Consider the following 16,964-nt stretch of genomic DNA (forward strand, 5'->3'; position numbering starts at 1 on the left):
TCTCTCCTTTGTCGTCAGATGACGTGGAAGATGACGAATATTTCGCAAGCGATCCCGGCTTTTCCGGTAGGAATTTCGGATTTGATGCGATAATCATTCACTGTTCTACAAATACTTGAAAATTCCATGCAACTCGACGACACCGACCGCCGCATCCTGCGCCAGTACCAGCACGACCCGACGCTCGGCCCCGCCGACCTGGCGGGGTTGGCTGGCGTCACACCCGCCACCTGTGCCCGGCGGCTGGACCGGATGGCGCAGGCCGGGCTTTTGCGCGGCAATCACGCGGTGATCGACTGGGCAGCGCTTGGCTATACGGTCGAGGTCTCCTTGCGCATCACGCTCGACAAGACCGTGCCCACCGCGTTCGACGAGTTTACCGACGCCGCGCGCGCCATTCCCGAAGTGCTGGAAATCCAGTCCTTCCTGGGACGGGTCGACACGCGCCTGTCGGTCATCGCCCGCGATATGGCGCATTACCAGGAGATCTATCGCACCGCGATCCTGACCCTGCCCCACATCACCGATATCGAGGCCTTGATGCACGTGGCCCGGATCAAGACCGACGAGGTGTTGCCCCTATGATCGAGTTGGACACTACCGACCGCCAGATCCTGCGCGCGCTGGTGCAGGACGCCACGCAATCGGCAGGCGCCATCGGCCGCGCCCTAGGTCTCAGCCAGCCCGCGGCGTGGCGGCGGATCAAGCGGCTGCGCGACGCGGGCATCCTGAAAACCCAACGTCTCGATCTGGACAAGGAGGCGTTGGGGTTCGGCGTCACCGTCTTTCTGGGCCTGAAACTGGCCACCAAGGGCCGCGTCAGCCTGGCCGATTTCGAGCGCGCCGTATCTGCCATCCCCGAGGTGCAGACGGTCGAGCATATCCTGGGCCTCTACGACTATCGCCTGCGTGTGGTGGCCCGCGACATCTCGGATTTCGAGCGCGTGCTGCGCCGCCGCATCATGACCCTACCGGGGGTCGGCGGCGTCGAGGCGAACGTACTTCTCAGCGAGGAACGGCGCCCCGGCCCGATCGGTTAACAGGGCCGCCGCGGTATGCCGCCGTATGCGTGTATGCAAAAGTATTCTTTATTTACAGTGATTTATTCCCGCACCGCATGGCGGGTATGCGGAACGGACGACTAGCCGCGGCCCTCGCGGCAGGTCTATGCTGCATCGCAGAATCATCGTGCCGGCTCGACATCCCCCAAGGACGGCACCCACCCGCAACCAAAAGAGGTACCCCATGAAAGCCATCCTGACCGCCGCCGCCCTTGCCCTGACAGCCACCACGGCCTTTGCCGATACCGTCACGGTGACACGGGCAATCGCCGGCGCGACGCTACACGAAACCGATGCCGACATGAGCGTCTACTGGGTCGAGGACGGCGACGCCTACGCGCTGACCGCCTTCTATGTGACCGGCGAGGCGCCCGCCGATCCCGCCCGCCTGCGGATGCACCTGGCGGATGGCGACAAGGTCACGTTCGGTCTGCCCGGCGTGAAAGACCGCCTGTTCACCTTCGCTCGCGACGGCGAAACGGTCTCGGTCCGGTCGGCCCGGGTCAGCGTCGATTACGCCAGCAAGTAAGGCCGGCCATCGGTCATGCCCCGCCGCGGCGCCCCGTGCGTCGCGGCGTTTGCATGCAATAGGCCGGGAATGCCCTTCGGCGTGACGGCATGACGCCCTGTCATCCTGCCGCGCGCCGGGGCATACTGCCGCCAGTTTGCCAAACCAGGACAGGACGCTCATGACCGCTCTTCGCCCCGATATCGACCCCGACGGCCTGCTGGAATATTCCGTGGTCTTCACGGACCGTTCGCTCAATCACATGAGCAAGATTTTCCAGGAAGTCATGACCGACATCTCGGGCATGCTGAAAGAGGTCTACAACGCCTCTGCCGTGGCCATCGTGCCCGGCGGCGGCACCGTCGCGATGGAGGCCGTCGCCCGCCAGTTCGGCCATGACGCCCATGCGCTGATCGTGCGCAACGGCTGGTTCTCGTATCGCTGGAGCCAGATCTTCGACGCAGGCGCCTTCACCTCGGACACCACCGTCTGCATGGCCCGCCAGACCGGCAACGGGGCGCAGGCCCCCTTCGCCCCCGCCCCGATCGAGGAGGTCACGGCGAAGATCCGCGAAGCCAAGCCCGACGCCGTCTTCGCGCCGCACGTGGAAACCAGCGCCGGCATCATCCTTCCCGATGACTATATCACCGCGTTGGCCGAGGCGGCGCACGAGGTGGGCGCCCTGATGGTGCTCGATTGCATCGCGTCGGGCTGCGCCTGGGTCGACATGGAACAGACAGGCATCGACGTGCTGATCTCCGCCCCGCAAAAGGGCTGGTCGGCCTCGCCCTCGGCGGGTCTGGTGATGATGTCGGAGCGTGCGCTGGAGCGGCTGGAGGCGACCACCTCTGACAGCTTCGCCATCGACCTCAAGAAATGGCACGCGATCATGCAGGCCTATGAGAACGGCGGCCATGCCTATCACGCCACCATGCCCACCGACGCCCTGCGCGGCTTCCGCGAGACCATGCAGGAGACGAAGAAGTTTGGTTTCGAGAAACTGCGGCAGGCGCAATGGGACCTTGGCAATTCGGTGCGCGCCATGCTGGCCGACAGGGGCGTGACATCCGTGGCGGCCGAGGGATTCGGTGCGCCAGGCGTGGTGGTCAGCTATACCACCGACCCGGAGGTGCAGAACGGCAAGAAATTCAGCGAGCAAGGCATGCAGATTGCCGCCGGCGTGCCGCTTCAGGTGGGCGAACCCGACGGGTTCATGACCTTCCGGCTTGGCCTTTTCGGTCTGGACAAGCTCTATGACGTCGAGGCCGCGAAGGCTCGGCTGAAAGAGGTGTTCGACAGGGTGCTATAGACCACGCGCGGAATCGAGGCGCAGCTAGCTGCGCCGCCGCGCGCTCGGCAGACCGCTCCCCGGGCTGGCGATTGCTTACCGTTTGAGCTTCGATTTCAGGCTTTGCGGATGTGGCAGATATAAAATGACCTGAAGACACGTTAGGTTCGCCATCCCGCGGTCTGACGATCGCGCGCCCCCTATCGCAACCGTATATTGCTGTTCGCCCCCAGGCCCCGGCGCAGGCACTTCCAGATCACCCAGGCGCTGGCCGCCAGCCACAGCCCGCCCCACATCCAGGTGGTGCCGCCGAACTCCTCGGCCAGCATCCGCGCGTCGGAATGCAGCCAGCCGCGCGCTATCGTGTCGCTGTAGATGTCCAGCGGCACATAGATCATGCAGGCCAGCCCGATCACCCGCAGCATCAGGTCGCTGACTTCCCGGGCCATGTATTTCGCGGCCAACAGCATCGCCGCGCCCGTCCCGGCCCCGAACACCAGCGCAAAGGGCGCCCGCACGTACAGTACCGTCACCGCCAGCAGCGTGACCCCCAATAGGCCCAGCACCGCGCGGTCCGCCCGCGTCCGCACTGCCGCCATGAACAGTGCCACGCCGATCAAGAGCGAGCCGAGGTATCCGGCGCTCAGGCTGATGAAGCGATTGCCCCCGCGCGAGGTCACCGCCCCGCCTTGCATCGGGTCGAGCGTCAGGTTCAGAACCTCGCCGCCGGTCAGCAGCACGGCCAGCACGTGGCCCAACTCGTGCAGGAACACCACCAAGAGTTTCAACGGGATCACCACCGGGGTCCGCCACAGCATCGCAATCGCGGCCACCAGCAACAGCAATTGCCAATGCCCACGCAGAAATGCCCGCATTCTCAACCCCTTGCGCCCAGCCCCAGCTGCATCAGCGTCTTGCGCACCGGGGCCAGCCCGTAAAGCGCATTCAGCGCCTGCATCCGCGCGTCGCGCAGCACAGGCGCACTGACCATCGAGGCGCGGTTCAGCACGTCGATGCCGGTGACCCGGGCCATCACCTCCCAGTGGCGGCGCTTGTGATAGGTCTCCAGCATCTCGCGGTCGCCCAGGCGTTCGGGATTGGCCTGCGCGAGGTCCAGCAGCACATGCAGATCGCCAAGGCTCATGTTCAGCCCCTGCGCCCCGATAGGCGGCACCACATGCGCGGCCTCGGCCACCAATGCCACGCGCTCGCCCGCCATCCGCTCGGCCACTTGGCTGATGATCGGCCAGACCGTCCGGCGCGAGGCCAACGTCAGCGGGCCGAAAAGGTGGCAGGACCGCGTGCTCATCTCGGCCTCGAACGCGGCCACGTCCAGCGCGGCCAGCCGCTGCGCCTCGGGGCCTTCCTCCATCCACACCACGGCCGACGAGGGCCGCCCCTCGTAATCCGGCAGTGGGACCAGCGTGAAGGGCCCGCCCGTGCGGTGGATCTCGGTCGAGACATTGCCATGCGGGATCGGGTGCGTCACGGCAAAGGCCAGCGCCTTTTGCCCGTAGCGCGTTGTTTTCACCGGGATACCTGCAGCTTCCCGCATTGGCGAGCCGCGCCCGTCCGCGGCCAGAACCAGCCGGGTGCGGACCTTGCTGCCATCGCTCAGGCCCACCCGCGCCTCGGCCTCGCGGGTAAAGAGGCTCTCCGCCGCCACGCCGGGGCGAAACTCCACGGTGCCGAGGCTGTCCAGCTGCGCCACCATCTCGCGCCGCAAAAGCCAGTTGGGCAGGTTCCAGCCAAAGGGCTTTTCCGAGATGTCGCCCGCGTCGAAATCCTTGACGATGCGCGGCTCCGGCACTTCGCCGCCCGCGTCGACGATGCGCATCACTTGCAAGGGCGTCGCCTCGGCGTCCAGCCGGTCCCATATCCCCGCCTCCGCCAAGAGCGCCTGCGCCGGTTGAAGGATCGCGGTGGTGCGCAGGTCCGAGCCTTCGGCGTCACGCTCGGTCACCGGCGGCGCCGGATCGACGCACAGCACGCGGAACCCCGCATCTCCCAACAGCGCCGCCGCCGACAGACCGGCCACGCCGCCGCCGGAAACAACGATGTCATGATCAAAGCGGCTCATGCGCAGGCCTCCCTTTCAGCGGCACCATAGACCGCGTGCGCACCGATCGCCAGACCGGCTCAGGCGCGCGAGATGATCAACAGAAACACCCATATGACCGGCACGAGAGCCAGCGCGGGCAGGTAGAGCCCCGGCACGCCCCAAAGCACGATGGCGCCGCCCCACGCCGCCAGAAGAACAAGCAGAGACAGCAAGATACGTACTGCAATTAACGTTTCACTCAAACGTTCCGTCGGAGGAATCCCGGTTTCGTTTCCGGCGCCTTGGGTCTGTGTCATGGCATGCGTCCCGCGTGGTGTCTCGCTGTCGGACGTAGGATGCGCCCGCGCCGCGAAAAAGGTGCAAATCGCCGCAGCGGGATGTCAGACAAGGCTGGACAGGAACCCCGGCAAGTCGTCGGTGTGATGGTGAACGTGATCGGCCTCGACCGCCTCGGGGCCGACCAGCACGGTGCGCATTCCCATCGCGTGGGGGGCGGCAAGGTTGCGCAGATCGTCCTCGAACATCGCGGCGCGCGCGGTGACCATGCCATCGATGGCGAACACCCGGTCGAACGCCGCCCGGTCCGGCTTGGGGTGGAAATCCGCATGCTCCACGCCATAGATCGCGTCGAAAAGCCCGTCGAGCCCCCGCGCCTCGACCACCCGCTGTGCATAGGGGGCCGAGCCGTTGGTATAGACGATCTTGCGGCCCGGCAGCGCCCGGATATGCGCGGCCAGCTCCGCATCCGCCACCAGCACGTCGAAGCAAATGTCGTGCACGTCCGTCAGGTAAGGCCCCGGATCGACGTCATGCTCGCGCATCAGCCCGGCCAGCGTCGTCCCATGCCGGCGCCAGTACTCCAGCCGCAGCCGGTCGGCCTCGGCCCGGCCCACGCCCAGCGCATCCATCACGAACTGCGTCATCCGGACCTCGATCTGGTCGAACAGGCGCATCTCGGGCGGGTAAAGCGTGTTGTCGAGGTCAAAGACCCACGTGTCCACATGCGCGAAGAATTCTTTCGCCATCGCTTCCATCCGCTCTTAATTGTCGCAGGGCCCGGCAACGCTTGCACCCGGCGCCCTGCCCCGCATATCCTCGTCGTCTGAAACCTCATACCAAAAGAGAGTGCGATGACCATAGCCGCGCCGCAGAAAGATGCCTATCACCTGATCCTCGAGGCGATCGACACCGGCGATTACAAGCCCGGCGACCGCCTGGTGGAAAGCGACCTGGCAGAGCGGTTCGGGGTGTCTCGCACACCGATCCGCGAGGCGCTGCAACGGCTGGAAACCCAGAGCCTGCTTACGCGCGACGGCCGCAGCCTGATCGTTTCGTCGCTCGATCACAACCAGCTGGCCGAGCTTTACGTGGTGCGCGCCGAGCTCGAGGGGCTGGCCGCCAACCTCGCCGCCCGTCACGCCGCACCCGAAGAGGTCCGCGTGCTGCGCGACATGGTCACGGACGACCGCGCCCTGATTGACGATCCCAAGGCGATGGCCCGCGCCAACCGGCGCTTTCACAAGCAGATCCATCTGGCCTCGCACAACCGCTTCTTGGTGCAGCAGCTGGACCTCGTGCATCGCTCCATGGCCTTGATGGCGACCACCTCTCTGGCCGCGATGGGCCGGCCCGAGGATGCGCTGGCCGAGCACGACGCCATCGTCACCGCCATCGAGAACGGCGATGCCGAAGCTGCGGGCGAGGCCCTGCGCGCCCATATATCCAAGGCTTTCGTGACCCGGCTCAAGCTCGATTCAGGGGAACTGGGTACGCTGATCTGACGCGGTCTTGGCAACCGGCGGGGGCGCCACGCGCAACGACAGACCATGCTTCGTCTTGTCCCAGAAGAAAGGATTCAGAACCAGTTCGTAAAGCGCCTTGTAGACGGCGATCGCGCCCAGCGGCCAGTACAGGTGCATCGTCGGCACCCAGAGCATGAGGTGGCGGTGCTTCGGCCCCGTGACCGAGGCGGCGTAGATCGTCAGGTTCAGCACCTCGATCGCCAGAAACAGCGCCCCGAACGCCCCCAGCACCACCCGCGGCAACACCGGGTCCAACGGGTGCGGCATCCCGAAAAAGACCAGCCAGAACGACCACAGGAACGGCGCCAGCATCACCTGGCTCAGCGCGGTGACGAAATGCGCCTGGAAGCCCCAGAATTTCCACGCGCCCAACTGCCGGTATAGCAGGCGCGGCTGGCGCATATGCACCAGGTAGGTCGTCATGTAGCCCTTGAGCCAACGCGAGCGTTGCTTGACCCAGGCCCAGGGCTGGCAATTCGCCTCCTCCTCGGTGACCGTGGCCACCATTTCGGTGCGAAAGCCGTGCCGGGCCAGCCGGAAACCAAGATCGGCATCCTCGGTCACGTTATGCGCGTCCCACCCGCCCAGCGCCTCCAGCGCATCGCGGCGGAAATAGAGCGTCGTGCCGCCCAGCGGAATGGCAAAGCCCAGCCGCGCCATGCCCGGCAGAATGGTGCGGAACCACGCGGCATATTCGATGGTGAAACAGCGCGCCAGCCAGTTCTGGCGCGGATTGTAGTAATCGAGGATGCCCTGGAGGCAGGCGACCTCGGGCGCGGCCTGCTGGAACTGCCGCGCCACGCGGGTGATCTGGTCGGGCTCGGGCGCGTCCTCGGCGTCGAAGATGCCGATGATGTCGCCCTCGCAGAAATCCAGCGCATAGTTCATCGCCCGCGGCTTGGTCCGGGGATGACCGTCGGGCACGACCACCACGCGGATCCAGCTGGGCAGGTCGATCTGCGCCAGGGTGGCGCGCGTCAGGTCGTCCTCCTCCTCCAGCACCAGCACCACGTCCAGCAGGCACTTGGGATATGTCAGCTGCGTCAACCGCGCCACCAGCGCGTGGGCCACTTCGGTTTCGCGAAAGAGCGGGACAAGCACGGAAACCCGGGGCAACGGCATCTGTTCCACCGGCTCCGCCAGCGCAGGGGCCACCGGCCCCTCGACCAGCCGCGCCGCGAAGGCCGCCAGCTTGAACATCGCCGACACGATCAGCGTGAACGCCGCCCACCCGACCAGCAGCGCCATGACCAGGCGCGGCAAGGCCACCGTCAACACGACCAGCGCCATCAGCGCCACCATCACCAGCGCAAGACGCCGGCCATAGCCTTGCGCCCAGGTGCGGCAGCTTTCGATCAGTGGCACGCGGGCCTGCGCGGCCGCGGTCAGACACGCGGCGAAACGCTCTGCCACATGGGCCTGAACCACCTCGCGCGGGGCCAACAGGATGCGTGCCCGGCCCAGCTCTTCTGGCAGATGCGCCCGGGCGAAAGCCAGTGTCTCGGGGTCGCCGCTGACGATGGCGGGTTTGCCGTCATGGTCGGTGACTGGAAAAAAGGCATACCGCAAAAAGATGTGCGGCGCCGACTCGACCGCCAGGGGTGGCAGCGCGGCGATCTCTTCGGCCTCGACCCGGCGCGAGCGGAACCGGCGGGCATGGGCATCCAGCAGGTCGCCCCGCGTGACCAGCCCCTCTGCCAGCAGGATGCGGCCGACATCGGCGTCGCAATGACGCTGCACCTGCCGCGCCAGCATGGCGTCGCGGGCACCCAGCGTGCCGCGCTGCACCAGGTCGGCCTCTATCGTTCCCGTCTCGAGTCTGGCGGCGTCTCCGAACGGACCCGCCTGTCGCAGTTCCGATATCCCCATATCCGTCTGCCCTTTTGCGTGACAGACGTGGTTTACCAGCAGATGGTTAATGGCCCGTAAAGAAACGGTTAATGCAGCGGGCTCAGCGGTCCATCGAGGCTGCGAAGCGCTCGAACAGGTAAAAGCTGTCCTGCGGGCCGGGGCTCGCCTCGGGGTGATGCTGCACCGAAAAGACCGGGCGGTCGGCCATGCGGATACCGCAGTTCGACCCGTCGAACAGCGACACGTGCGATTGCACCACGCCCTCGGGCAGGGTCTGGCTGTCCACGGCGAACCCGTGGTTCATCGAGGTGATCTCGACCTTGCCGGTGGTCAGGTCCTTCACCGGATGGTTCGCGCCGTGATGGCCGTGGTTCATCTTGATCGTCCGCGCGCCCAGCGCGAGGCCCAGCATCTGGTGACCCAGGCAGATCCCGAACATGGGCAGATTCTTTTCCAGAACGCCGCGGATCATCGGCACGGCGTATTCGCCCGTCGCCGCCGGGTCGCCGGGGCCGTTCGACAGGAAAACGCCATCGGGGCTTTGCGCCAGCACGTCCTCGGCGGTGGCCGTCGCGGGCATCACCGTCACCTCGCAGCCCGCGCTGGCGAGGCAGCGCAGGATGTTGCGCTTGGCGCCATAATCGATCGCCACCACCTTGTGCCGGGCTTGCGTCTGGCGCGGAAACCCGTCGGGCCAGGCCCAGCGCATCTCATCCCAGCGGTAACTTTGCGCGCAGGTCACCTGCCGGGCAAGGTCCATGCCCTCCAGCCCGGCAAAGGCGCGGGCCTTGGCGACCAGCGCATCGGTGTCGAAATTGCCGTCCGCGCGGTGTGCCAGCGCCACGTGGGGCGCGCCCTGCTGGCGGATGGCCCGCGTCAGTCGGCGGGTGTCGATGCCACCGATGGCCACCCGGCCCCGCCGCGCCAGCCACTCGCCCAGCCGCTCGGTCGAGCGCCAGTTGCTCGGCTCGGTCGGGTCCCACTTCACGACCATGCCCTCGGCCACCGGATCGGCGGTCTCGTCATCGTCGGGGTTCACGCCCACGTTGCCGATATGCGGAAAGGTGAAGGTCACCACCTGCCCGGCATAGCTGGGGTCGGTCATGATCTCCTGGTAGCCGGTCATCGCGGTGTTGAAGCAAAGTTCCGCCGCGACCTCGCCCTCGGCCCCGAACCCGCGCCCGTAGAACAGCGATCCATCGGCCAAAGCCAGGCAGGCAGTCGGACGGGCATCGGGCGCGTGCGTCATGGGGGATTCTCCATCGGGCAAATTGCGCGGAACCTATGGTCGCGCGCCCGCGCGGTCAAGGCCACGTTTCGCGCCGCGACGTCACTCGCCATGGCCCGCAAAACAAGGGGCCCCGCATTGATCGCCGCAGTTGCGCCCCTATATGCTTTCCGGTACTGTCCCACGTTTACGGGATGACAAGAGGATACCCTGACATGGGATTGCGCGAGCGCGTGAACGACGCCCTGAAACAGGCCATGAAAGACAAGGACACGACGCGGCTGGGCACGCTGCGGCTGATCAATGCCGCGATCAAGGATCAGGACATCGCCCGCCGTGGCACCGACAACGAGACCGGCTGTTCCGATGGCGACATCCTTGCCATCCTGGGCAAGATGACCAAGCAGCGCCACGAGAGTGTCCGCGCCTACGAGGAAGGCGGCCGGCTGGACCTTGCCGAGGAGGAACAGCGCGAGATCGAGGTGATCGAGGAATTCCTGCCCCGGCAGCTCGACGACGAGGAAGTCACCAAGGCGATCGACACCGCCATCGACAGGACCGGCGCCAGCTCGATCCGCGACATGGGCAAGGTGATGGGCCACCTCAAGGAAAACTACACCGGCCAGATGGATTTCGGCGCGGTGGGCCCGCGGGTCAAGGACCGGCTCTGCGCCTGAGGCGCGGGCCGGACGGCACCGGGGTCACTCTTTCGGCAGCCCCATGAGCGCCACGCGCGGGATGCGGAACCTACAGGTCAGGCCATCGCTGTCGGTCGCCGCGCACATCTCGCCGCGCAACTGCGCTTCGATGCACAGCTTCACCAGCTTCGATCCGAACCCGGTGCCCGCGGCGGTTCGCGCCACGTGGCCGGGCCCGGCCTCGCGCCAGATCGGCTCGACCGCGTCATCGCCATCGGTACAGACGATTACCAGGCTCCGCTCCGGTGCGTTCGGCGCGCCGTACTTGACCGCGCCTTGCCCCGCCATCCGCTGCAACGTGTCGTGGCGCCGGATCATCCGCCGCATGCATCCATGCGAGCCCTGTCTCGCGCGGCGCGCATCCTTCACGGCACGCCCCGATGACGAATTCGTCATCACGACCGCCTTACTTACGCGACCAAAATTCAGCATACTTTGACGGAACGAGGATGGACCACGCACAGCGCCATGCGCGAGAGAGAGCCGGATGACATCGCACCGCCACCGCATCGGACACAGACTTCATGTACTCGCAGTTTGCGGCCTTCTGGGCCTCGGGTCCGCGCCCCCCGTGGCGGCCTGCGCGTTTCACGGCTACACGCCCAATCCGACGCTTGTGGACATCCTTCTGGCGACGGAACAGGTGGTGGTCGCCCGCCCCGATTCGGCGGACCCAACGCGCTACGCCGCGCTTGAAACGCTGGCCGGTCCGGATGTCGCCGACATCCCGCTCGAGGTCGGCCGCGAGGCCCGCAAACACCTCTCGGGCCGTCCCGACGCGACGGTTCTGCTCGCCCGTGACGGCGCCTACGGTCCGTGGCTCGAACTTGCCGTCCTCGACACCCGCTATCGCGCGCTCGTGACCGGGGTTCTGAAACATCAGTCCGACTGGGCCTTTGGCAGAGACGAGGACAGGCTTGACCATTTCGCCGGGCTGGTGAACGACCCCAACCCCGACATCCGCGACCTCGCCCTGCGCGAACTTGACCGCGCGCCCTACGGAGCCCTGCAGAAAGCACGCCTGCCGAAGGTGCAAAACCTCGCGCGCGACCTTGCGACGGGCGAGCGGGATCTTGCACCGATTCGCGTTCTTCTGGCCGGGCTGTCCGGGGATCGCGGCTTTGCGCCAGGACTATCAGCCGATCTTGATGCCGCCATCCGTGCCGGCACGCCCTACATGGGGGCCTATGCGACCGCGCTTATTGAACTCCAAGGCGCATCGGCGGTCGATATGCTTCTCGTGCGATACCTCAAGAACAACAGCTTACCGATTGAAACCCGGGAAAAAATTCTTGAAGGTCTGGCGATCCAGCACAAGACGGGGTCCAGCCCGACGCGCCGTGCCATCGCCGTTGGCGTGGCAGACCTTCTGCGCAGTTCCCCCGAGTTGCGCGGCGCGGCAGAACGGCAGTTTGGCTTTCGCACCCACTGGAGCCTCGGCCACTCCGCATCCGGGACAGACCGGGCCATCGACCGCTAGACCGTTGTCGAACCGCACTATCCCGCCGCCAGCGGATCGGGCGTTCCGATCCGCCGCAGGGCGTCGGAGATCTCGCCATATAGCGCCTTGCGCTCGTCCTCGCTCAGGAACGCGCCGATCTCGACCTGCCGCCCCTTGCCCTTGAGCGTCACGTAATGCGGCACCGGCCCACCCGTGGGATGCATTTCGACCTTGGCCCAATAGCTTTCGCAGTCCCATTCCTGTACCGGCCCGCGTGCATTCGTGCGTTTCAGATGCACCGCCTCGCGGTCTATGGTCAGCTCCTCGTTCATCTGCGCGTCCTTGTAGGACCGCTCCAGCGCCGCCCAGACGCCCCAGATCGCCAGCAGCAGGAAGGGCAGCAGCCCCCACAGGGTCATCGTTCCGATCAGGGGTAGAGCGGCAGCGTCAGCATTCCGCAGGTGATCACGATGAACAGAGCAAACCCCCGCCGCGGCAGCGACCGGTGCGGCCAGAGCCGCAGCTCGCACGCCTCGTCCTCTCCGTTCCGCATGTGACTCCACTGATAGGGCATGCTGCGATCTTAGCGCACACCGCGCGCGAGGGAAGCGCGACATTTCTGCGCGTTGGGGCTCAGACCTCCAGCCAGATCGTCACCGGACCGTCATTGACCAGGCTCACCTGCATATCCGCGCCGAACTGCCCCGTCTCGACCGGCACGCCCTCGCTCGCCAATGCCTCGGCAAAGCGTTCATATAGGCGCCGCCCCTCCTCGGGCGCCGCGGCACCCGAGAATCCGGGCCGCGTGCCGCGCGACGTGTCGGCGGCCAGCGTGAACTGGCTGACAACCAGCGCGCCGCCGCCCACATTGCGCACCGAGCGGTTCATCTTGCCCGCCTCGTCCTTGAAGATCCGCAGCTTGGCCACCTTTGCCGCAAGTGCATCGGCCTGGGCATCGCCATCGCCCACCATCGCGCAGACCAGCACCAGCAATCCCGGCCCGGTCGCCCCGACCACCGCGCCCCCCACGCGCACCTCGGCCTCGCTCACCCGTTGTATCAACGCCCGCACGCCTTCGTCCTCCCTTGCCAGTTGCGGGCCACATGCTACCAATTCGCCATGGAACGCAAATCCTTCGTCCCGCGCGGCGCGGCCAGTTTGCGGGTCGACTTTGACGGCCCGCCGCAGGACTACCACTTCTTGCTGCTGCCGCGGCTGACACTCCTGGCCTTCACCTCGGCGATCGAGCCGCTGCGCGTTGCCAACCAGGTCGCGGGCAAAGAGCTTTATCGCTGGTTCATCAGCACGATAGACGGCGAAGCTGTATCCTGTTCCTGCGGCGTGACCATCACGCCTGACAGCCAGGCGCATGACCTCTCGCGCAGCGACAAGGCCTTTGTCTGTGCCGGCATCGCGCCGCTGGAGACGGCCCTGCCGCGGGCGGTCACATGGGTGAACCGGCAATGGGCGCACGGCGTCCAGGTGGGCGGCATCTGCACCGGCGCCTTCGCGCTGGCGCGGGCCGGCCGGCTCAAGAACCGCCGCTTCACCCTGCACTGGGAAAACCAGCCCGCCTTTCGGGAAACCTTTCCGGGGCTGGAACCCACCGGCCAGCTTTATGAAGAGGATTCAGGGCTTTATACCTGCGGCGGCGGTTCGGCGGGCACCGACATGATGCTCGAGATCATCGAGCGCGACCATGGCCCGGCGCTGGCCGCCATCGTCGCCGACATGTGCCTGCACCGCCGGGCAGGCAACCGCAGCGCGCCCCAGCGCCCCGCCTACGCCGCGGCATTGGGCAGCCACAATCCGCAACTGATCGCCGCCACCGACCTGATGTCGGCCCATATCGAGGATCCGCTGGACATTTCCCAGGTCGCCGAGACGATCGGCCTCTCGCGCCGCCAGCTCGAGCGGCACTTCACCCGCTACCTGGCCGCGACCCCGGCGCAGTATTATCTCGACCTGCGTATCGCCCGCGCCCATGCCCTGTTGAACGAAACGCGCCTCAGCATCGGTCAGATCGCCGCCGCGAGCGGGTTCGCCAGCGCCTCGCAACTGGCCGACCGTTTCCGCAAGCGCTACGGCACGACACCCAGGGCCTACCGCCGCGGCGCGACATCAAGATAACCTGTCAGGTAATTGATTATGTTTGCGAAACGCGATCTATCGCCGTTTCCTCTGAACCTTCGGCCGGCCCTTCGCGGGCTTTTCCCTGCCCGGCGTCTCGTCCATGCCCAACTGGTCACGCAGCACCCGGGGCCGGATTTCCTCGACCTCGCCCGCCTTCAGCTGCCCCAGTTGGAACGGGCCATAAGAGACCCGGATCAGCCGGTTCACCTGGCAGCCCACCGCCTCCATGGCGCGGCGAATCTCGCGGTTCTTGCCCTCGCGGATGCCCACGGTGGCCCAGGCATTGGCCCCCTTCTGCCGGTCCAGCACGACGGACATCGGCTGAAATACCTCGCCATCCAGCGTCAGTCCCTTGCGCAACGGCTCGAACGTGGCATCCTCGGGCCGGCCTTTCATGCGCACGCGGTATTTGCGCACCCACCCGGTCGAGGGCAATTCCAGCTTGCGCTTGACGCCGCCGTCATTGGTCAAGAGCAGCAACCCTTCCGAGTTCAGGTCGAGCCGCCCCACGCTAAGAACGCGCGGCAAGTCCTCGGGAAGCCTGTCGAAAATCGTCTCGCGCCCCTGCTCGTCGCGGGTGGTCGTCACCAGCCCCGCGGGCTTGTGATACAGCCACAGGCGCGGCGGTTCGGGCGCGTCCAGCGCGCGACCATCCACCTCGATCCGGTCCGCGCCGGTCACGTTCAGCGCCGCGCGGTCGATCACATCGCCGTTCACGCGCACCCGCCCCGCCTCGATCATGCGCTCGGCCTCGCGACGGCTGGCGACACCGGCGCGCGCGATCACCTTGGCGATCCGGTCGCCTGGCGGCGTCTGGGAGGTGGGTTTACGAGTCATGGCATCGCTCTACCCCATCCTTGCCCCTTGCGAAAGCACCGCTCGCACGGCACTCAGGGGCATGACGTTCAAAAGCCATATGGACACGGCCCTGGCCGAGGCCCGCGCCGCCCGCGACCGTGGCGAGGTGCCCGTAGGCGCGGTTGTGGCCGACCCGGCGGGGCGGATCGTGGCGCAGGCCGGCAACCGCACGCGGGAACTGAGCGACCCCACCGCCCACGCGGAAATCCTGGCGATCCGCGCCGCCTGTGCCGCGGCAGGCAGCGAACGCCTGCCCGGTTACAGCCTGACCGTCACGCTGGAGCCTTGCGCAATGTGCGCCACCGCCATCGCCAATGCCCGCATCGCGCGGCTCTACTACGGCGCCGCCGACCCCAAGTCCGGCGGTGTGGCGCATGGCGCCCGGACCTTCACTCATGCCCAGACGCACCACGCGCCGGACGTCTACGACGGGATCAACGCCACCGAGGCGGAGACGCTGTTGCAGGACTTCTTCAAATCCCTGCGTGAGGAATAGATCGTAAGACGCTCTTTTTCTTGCCGAAAATAATCACAGCACAACGCCGACGCCCGAATCCCTCCGGGCACCAAAAGCTTTCTCAAAGCTTTCGGCAAAACTTTTGAGAAAAGTTTTGCCCCGCTCAGATCTCGATCGCCGTCATCACCTCCGGCTCGATCACGTCGACCCCGGGCAGGCCTTCTTTCAAGGCCTCCGCCGATTGCTCCAGCAGCGGGAAGGTCTTGTAGTGGCAAGGAATCACCGTCTTGAAATCGAAAAACGTCTTCGCCGCGTAGGCCGCCCGCTTCATGTCCATGGTGAAATGCCCGCCGGCACACAGGATGCCGATATCGGGATGATGCAGGTCGTTGAACACGCCCATATCGGCCATCACGTCCGTGTCGCCGGACACATAGATCACGTGCCCCTCGCCCGCGATCATGAACCCGCATTCGGTGCCGGGCACATGCGGACCGTTCTCGCCGCCGAAGCTCGAGGAATGCGTCGCATGCACCATCGTCACCTTCACATCCCCCAGGGCCACCGTGCCGCCCTTGTTGAAGCCGACGGCATCCAGACCTGCGCTCTCTTCCCACCAGCCCATCAGGTCGAACTGCCCCACCACCGGCGCCGACAGTTTCTTCGCCAGATCCGGCAGGTCGGCGGCGTGGTCGAAATGCGCGTGGGTCAGCAGGATATGCGTCGCCCCCTTGGTGGCCGCATCATGATGTGCCTCGTCCAGCATCGGGTTGCCCGTCAGCCACGGGTCGATCAGCAGAACCTGATCGGCGATCTCGATGCGGAAACTTGCATGTCCAAGCCAGGTGATTTTCATGACGCTCTCCTTATGTCATTTCCACGGGAAAGTTAGCAGAGAGGCCACCGATTTCCACATGGACTGGACCCGCGCCATCGACGCCTATTGCGAACGCACCGATCCCGGCTTCTGGGCCGAGCCGGTCAACGCGCTCACCAATGCCGCCTTCCTCGTCGCGGCGCTGGTCATGGCGTGGCGCCTGCGCGGCACGCAGCTTGCGCTGGCCCGCCCCCTCGTCCTGCTCCTGGCGCTGATCGGCGTCGGTTCGTTTCTCTTTCACACTTACGCCCAGCCCTGGGCGGCGATGCTCGACGTCCTGCCGATCATGGTCTTTGCGCTGACCTATCTCTATGCCGCCAGCCGCCATTTTCTCGGCCTGTCGCGTCGAGCCGCCGTCGCCACCGTTCCCGCCTTCCTGGTCGTGACCGCCCTCGCCATGCCACTCCTGTCGCAGCTTCCGCTCTATGGCCCGTCGGCCTCCTACCTCACCCTGCCACTGGTCATCCTGCTCTACGCCTGGCTCACCCGCGCCGACGCCGCCCTGTCGCGCGGCCTTGCCCTCGGCGCGGGCCTGCTGCTTCTGTCGCTCACCTTCCGCAGCCTCGACGCGCCCTTGTGCGACAGCCTCGCCCTCGGCACCCATTTCGGCTGGCACATCCTCAACGCGCTCATGCTGGGCTGGATGATCGAGCTCTACCGCCGCCACGCCCTTGCACCGTCCCGGCGCGGGCGCTAAACG

At 66.3% G+C, this 16,964-nt stretch carries 20 protein-coding genes and 1 pseudogene; 10 read left to right on the forward strand and 11 right to left on the reverse strand.

Annotated elements, in window-relative coordinates:
• Positions 1-126: 126 nt before the first annotated feature.
• The 4 genes from ACSQ76_RS14295 to ACSQ76_RS14310 all read left to right on the forward strand — a co-directional run bounded on the left by ACSQ76_RS14295 (position 127) and on the right by ACSQ76_RS14310 (position 2,878).
• Positions 127-585, forward strand: a complete 459-nt coding sequence (locus tag ACSQ76_RS14295) for an Lrp/AsnC family transcriptional regulator (RefSeq protein WP_437157106.1) — start codon at positions 127-129, stop codon at positions 583-585.
• On the forward strand, positions 582-1,040 hold the full coding sequence (locus ACSQ76_RS14300; protein WP_306129040.1) for an Lrp/AsnC family transcriptional regulator: 459 nt from the start codon (positions 582-584) through the stop codon (positions 1,038-1,040). The genes ACSQ76_RS14295 and ACSQ76_RS14300 overlap by 4 nt, the downstream gene beginning before the upstream one ends.
• Positions 1,041-1,245: 205 nt before the next feature.
• Positions 1,246-1,590 carry a hypothetical protein gene (locus ACSQ76_RS14305; protein WP_437157107.1) on the forward strand — a complete coding sequence of 115 codons (345 nt, stop codon included), beginning with the start codon at positions 1,246-1,248 and terminating at the stop codon, positions 1,588-1,590.
• Positions 1,591-1,750: 160 nt separating this feature from the next.
• Complete coding sequence (locus ACSQ76_RS14310; protein ID WP_437157108.1) at positions 1,751-2,878, forward strand: aminotransferase class V-fold PLP-dependent enzyme; 1,128 nt, start codon at positions 1,751-1,753, stop codon at positions 2,876-2,878.
• Between the two features lie 179 nt (positions 2,879-3,057).
• Here ACSQ76_RS14310 and ACSQ76_RS14315 read toward each other — a convergent pair whose 3' ends face one another.
• The 4 genes from ACSQ76_RS14315 to ACSQ76_RS14330 all read right to left on the reverse strand — a co-directional run bounded on the left by ACSQ76_RS14315 (position 3,058) and on the right by ACSQ76_RS14330 (position 5,944).
• Positions 3,058-3,732: a M50 family metallopeptidase gene (locus ACSQ76_RS14315; protein WP_437157109.1), complete on the reverse strand. Its 675-nt coding sequence runs from the start codon at positions 3,730-3,732 to the stop codon at positions 3,058-3,060.
• 2 nt (positions 3,733-3,734) lie between these two features.
• A complete protein-coding gene (locus tag ACSQ76_RS14320) occupies positions 3,735-4,937 on the reverse strand; it encodes a UbiH/UbiF family hydroxylase (protein ID WP_437157110.1) in 1,203 nt (400 codons plus the stop codon).
• A 59-nt stretch (positions 4,938-4,996) separates the two neighbouring features.
• Positions 4,997-5,215, reverse strand: coding sequence for a hypothetical protein (locus ACSQ76_RS14325; protein ID WP_437157111.1), 219 nt, complete (start codon positions 5,213-5,215; stop codon positions 4,997-4,999).
• An 84-nt stretch (positions 5,216-5,299) separates the two neighbouring features.
• Entirely contained in the window at positions 5,300-5,944 is a 645-nt protein-coding gene (locus ACSQ76_RS14330) for a pyrimidine 5'-nucleotidase (protein WP_437157112.1), read from the reverse strand.
• A 105-nt stretch (positions 5,945-6,049) separates the two neighbouring features.
• On the opposite strand from ACSQ76_RS14330, the gene ACSQ76_RS14335 reads away from it, so the two are divergent.
• A complete protein-coding gene (locus ACSQ76_RS14335; protein WP_437157113.1) occupies positions 6,050-6,700 on the forward strand; it encodes a GntR family transcriptional regulator in 651 nt (216 codons plus the stop codon).
• Here ACSQ76_RS14335 and ACSQ76_RS14340 read toward each other — a convergent pair.
• Positions 6,674-8,590, reverse strand: a complete 1,917-nt coding sequence (locus ACSQ76_RS14340; protein ID WP_437157114.1) for a glycosyltransferase — start codon at positions 8,588-8,590, stop codon at positions 6,674-6,676. The genes ACSQ76_RS14335 and ACSQ76_RS14340 overlap by 27 nt on opposite strands.
• An 82-nt stretch (positions 8,591-8,672) precedes the next feature.
• Positions 8,673-9,821, reverse strand: coding sequence for a glutamine-hydrolyzing carbamoyl-phosphate synthase small subunit (gene carA / locus ACSQ76_RS14345; RefSeq protein WP_437157115.1), 1,149 nt, complete (start codon positions 9,819-9,821; stop codon positions 8,673-8,675).
• 194 nt (positions 9,822-10,015) lie between these two features.
• Here carA and ACSQ76_RS14350 point away from each other — a divergent pair, with 194 nt between their 5' ends.
• The gene (locus ACSQ76_RS14350; RefSeq protein WP_306129050.1) at positions 10,016-10,477 is read left to right on the forward strand and encodes a GatB/YqeY domain-containing protein; all 462 of its coding nucleotides are present in this window, start codon (positions 10,016-10,018) and stop codon (positions 10,475-10,477) included.
• Positions 10,478-10,501: 24 nt separating this feature from the next.
• Here the strand turns inward: ACSQ76_RS14350 and ACSQ76_RS14355 are convergent, their stop codons facing one another.
• Positions 10,502-10,894, reverse strand: a complete 393-nt coding sequence (locus tag ACSQ76_RS14355) for a hypothetical protein (protein ID WP_437157116.1) — start codon at positions 10,892-10,894, stop codon at positions 10,502-10,504.
• 91 nt (positions 10,895-10,985) lie between these two features.
• On the opposite strand from ACSQ76_RS14355, the gene ACSQ76_RS14360 reads away from it, so the two are divergent.
• Positions 10,986-11,978 (forward strand): hypothetical protein, encoded by a 993-nt coding sequence (locus ACSQ76_RS14360; protein ID WP_437157117.1) that lies wholly within the window; start codon positions 10,986-10,988, stop codon positions 11,976-11,978.
• A gap of 17 nt (positions 11,979-11,995) precedes the next feature.
• Here the strand turns inward: ACSQ76_RS14360 and ACSQ76_RS14365 are convergent.
• Together ACSQ76_RS14365 and dtd are read right to left on the reverse strand one after the other, a co-directional pair.
• Positions 11,996-12,513 (reverse strand): annotated as a pseudogene (locus tag ACSQ76_RS14365) (DUF2244 domain-containing protein).
• Between the two features lie 59 nt (positions 12,514-12,572).
• Entirely contained in the window at positions 12,573-13,010 is a 438-nt protein-coding gene (gene dtd, locus ACSQ76_RS14370; RefSeq protein ID WP_437157118.1) for a D-aminoacyl-tRNA deacylase, read from the reverse strand.
• 48 nt (positions 13,011-13,058) lie between these two features.
• Here dtd and ACSQ76_RS14375 point away from each other — a divergent pair, with 48 nt between their 5' ends.
• Positions 13,059-14,069, forward strand: a complete 1,011-nt coding sequence (locus ACSQ76_RS14375) for a GlxA family transcriptional regulator (protein ID WP_437157119.1) — start codon at positions 13,059-13,061, stop codon at positions 14,067-14,069.
• Between the two features lie 36 nt (positions 14,070-14,105).
• On the opposite strand, the gene ACSQ76_RS14380 is transcribed toward ACSQ76_RS14375, so the two are convergent.
• On the reverse strand, positions 14,106-14,909 hold the full coding sequence (locus ACSQ76_RS14380; protein ID WP_437157120.1) for a pseudouridine synthase: 804 nt from the start codon (positions 14,907-14,909) through the stop codon (positions 14,106-14,108).
• A gap of 61 nt (positions 14,910-14,970) precedes the next feature.
• Between ACSQ76_RS14380 and ACSQ76_RS14385 the strand changes: the two genes are divergently transcribed.
• Positions 14,971-15,426: a nucleoside deaminase gene (locus ACSQ76_RS14385; protein WP_437157121.1), complete on the forward strand. Its 456-nt coding sequence runs from the start codon at positions 14,971-14,973 to the stop codon at positions 15,424-15,426.
• A gap of 124 nt (positions 15,427-15,550) precedes the next feature.
• Here the strand turns inward: ACSQ76_RS14385 and ACSQ76_RS14390 are convergent, their stop codons facing one another.
• Positions 15,551-16,243, reverse strand: coding sequence for a metal-dependent hydrolase (locus ACSQ76_RS14390; RefSeq protein WP_437157122.1), 693 nt, complete (start codon positions 16,241-16,243; stop codon positions 15,551-15,553).
• A 58-nt stretch (positions 16,244-16,301) separates the two neighbouring features.
• On the opposite strand from ACSQ76_RS14390, the gene ACSQ76_RS14395 reads away from it, so the two are divergent.
• Complete coding sequence (locus tag ACSQ76_RS14395; protein WP_437157123.1) at positions 16,302-16,961, forward strand: ceramidase domain-containing protein; 660 nt, start codon at positions 16,302-16,304, stop codon at positions 16,959-16,961.
• The last annotated feature ends 3 nt before the right edge of the window (positions 16,962-16,964 follow it).

Origin of the sequence: Roseovarius sp. B08 (assembly GCF_051417955.1) — a bacterium.
Lineage (GTDB): Bacteria > Pseudomonadota > Alphaproteobacteria > Rhodobacterales > Rhodobacteraceae > Roseovarius.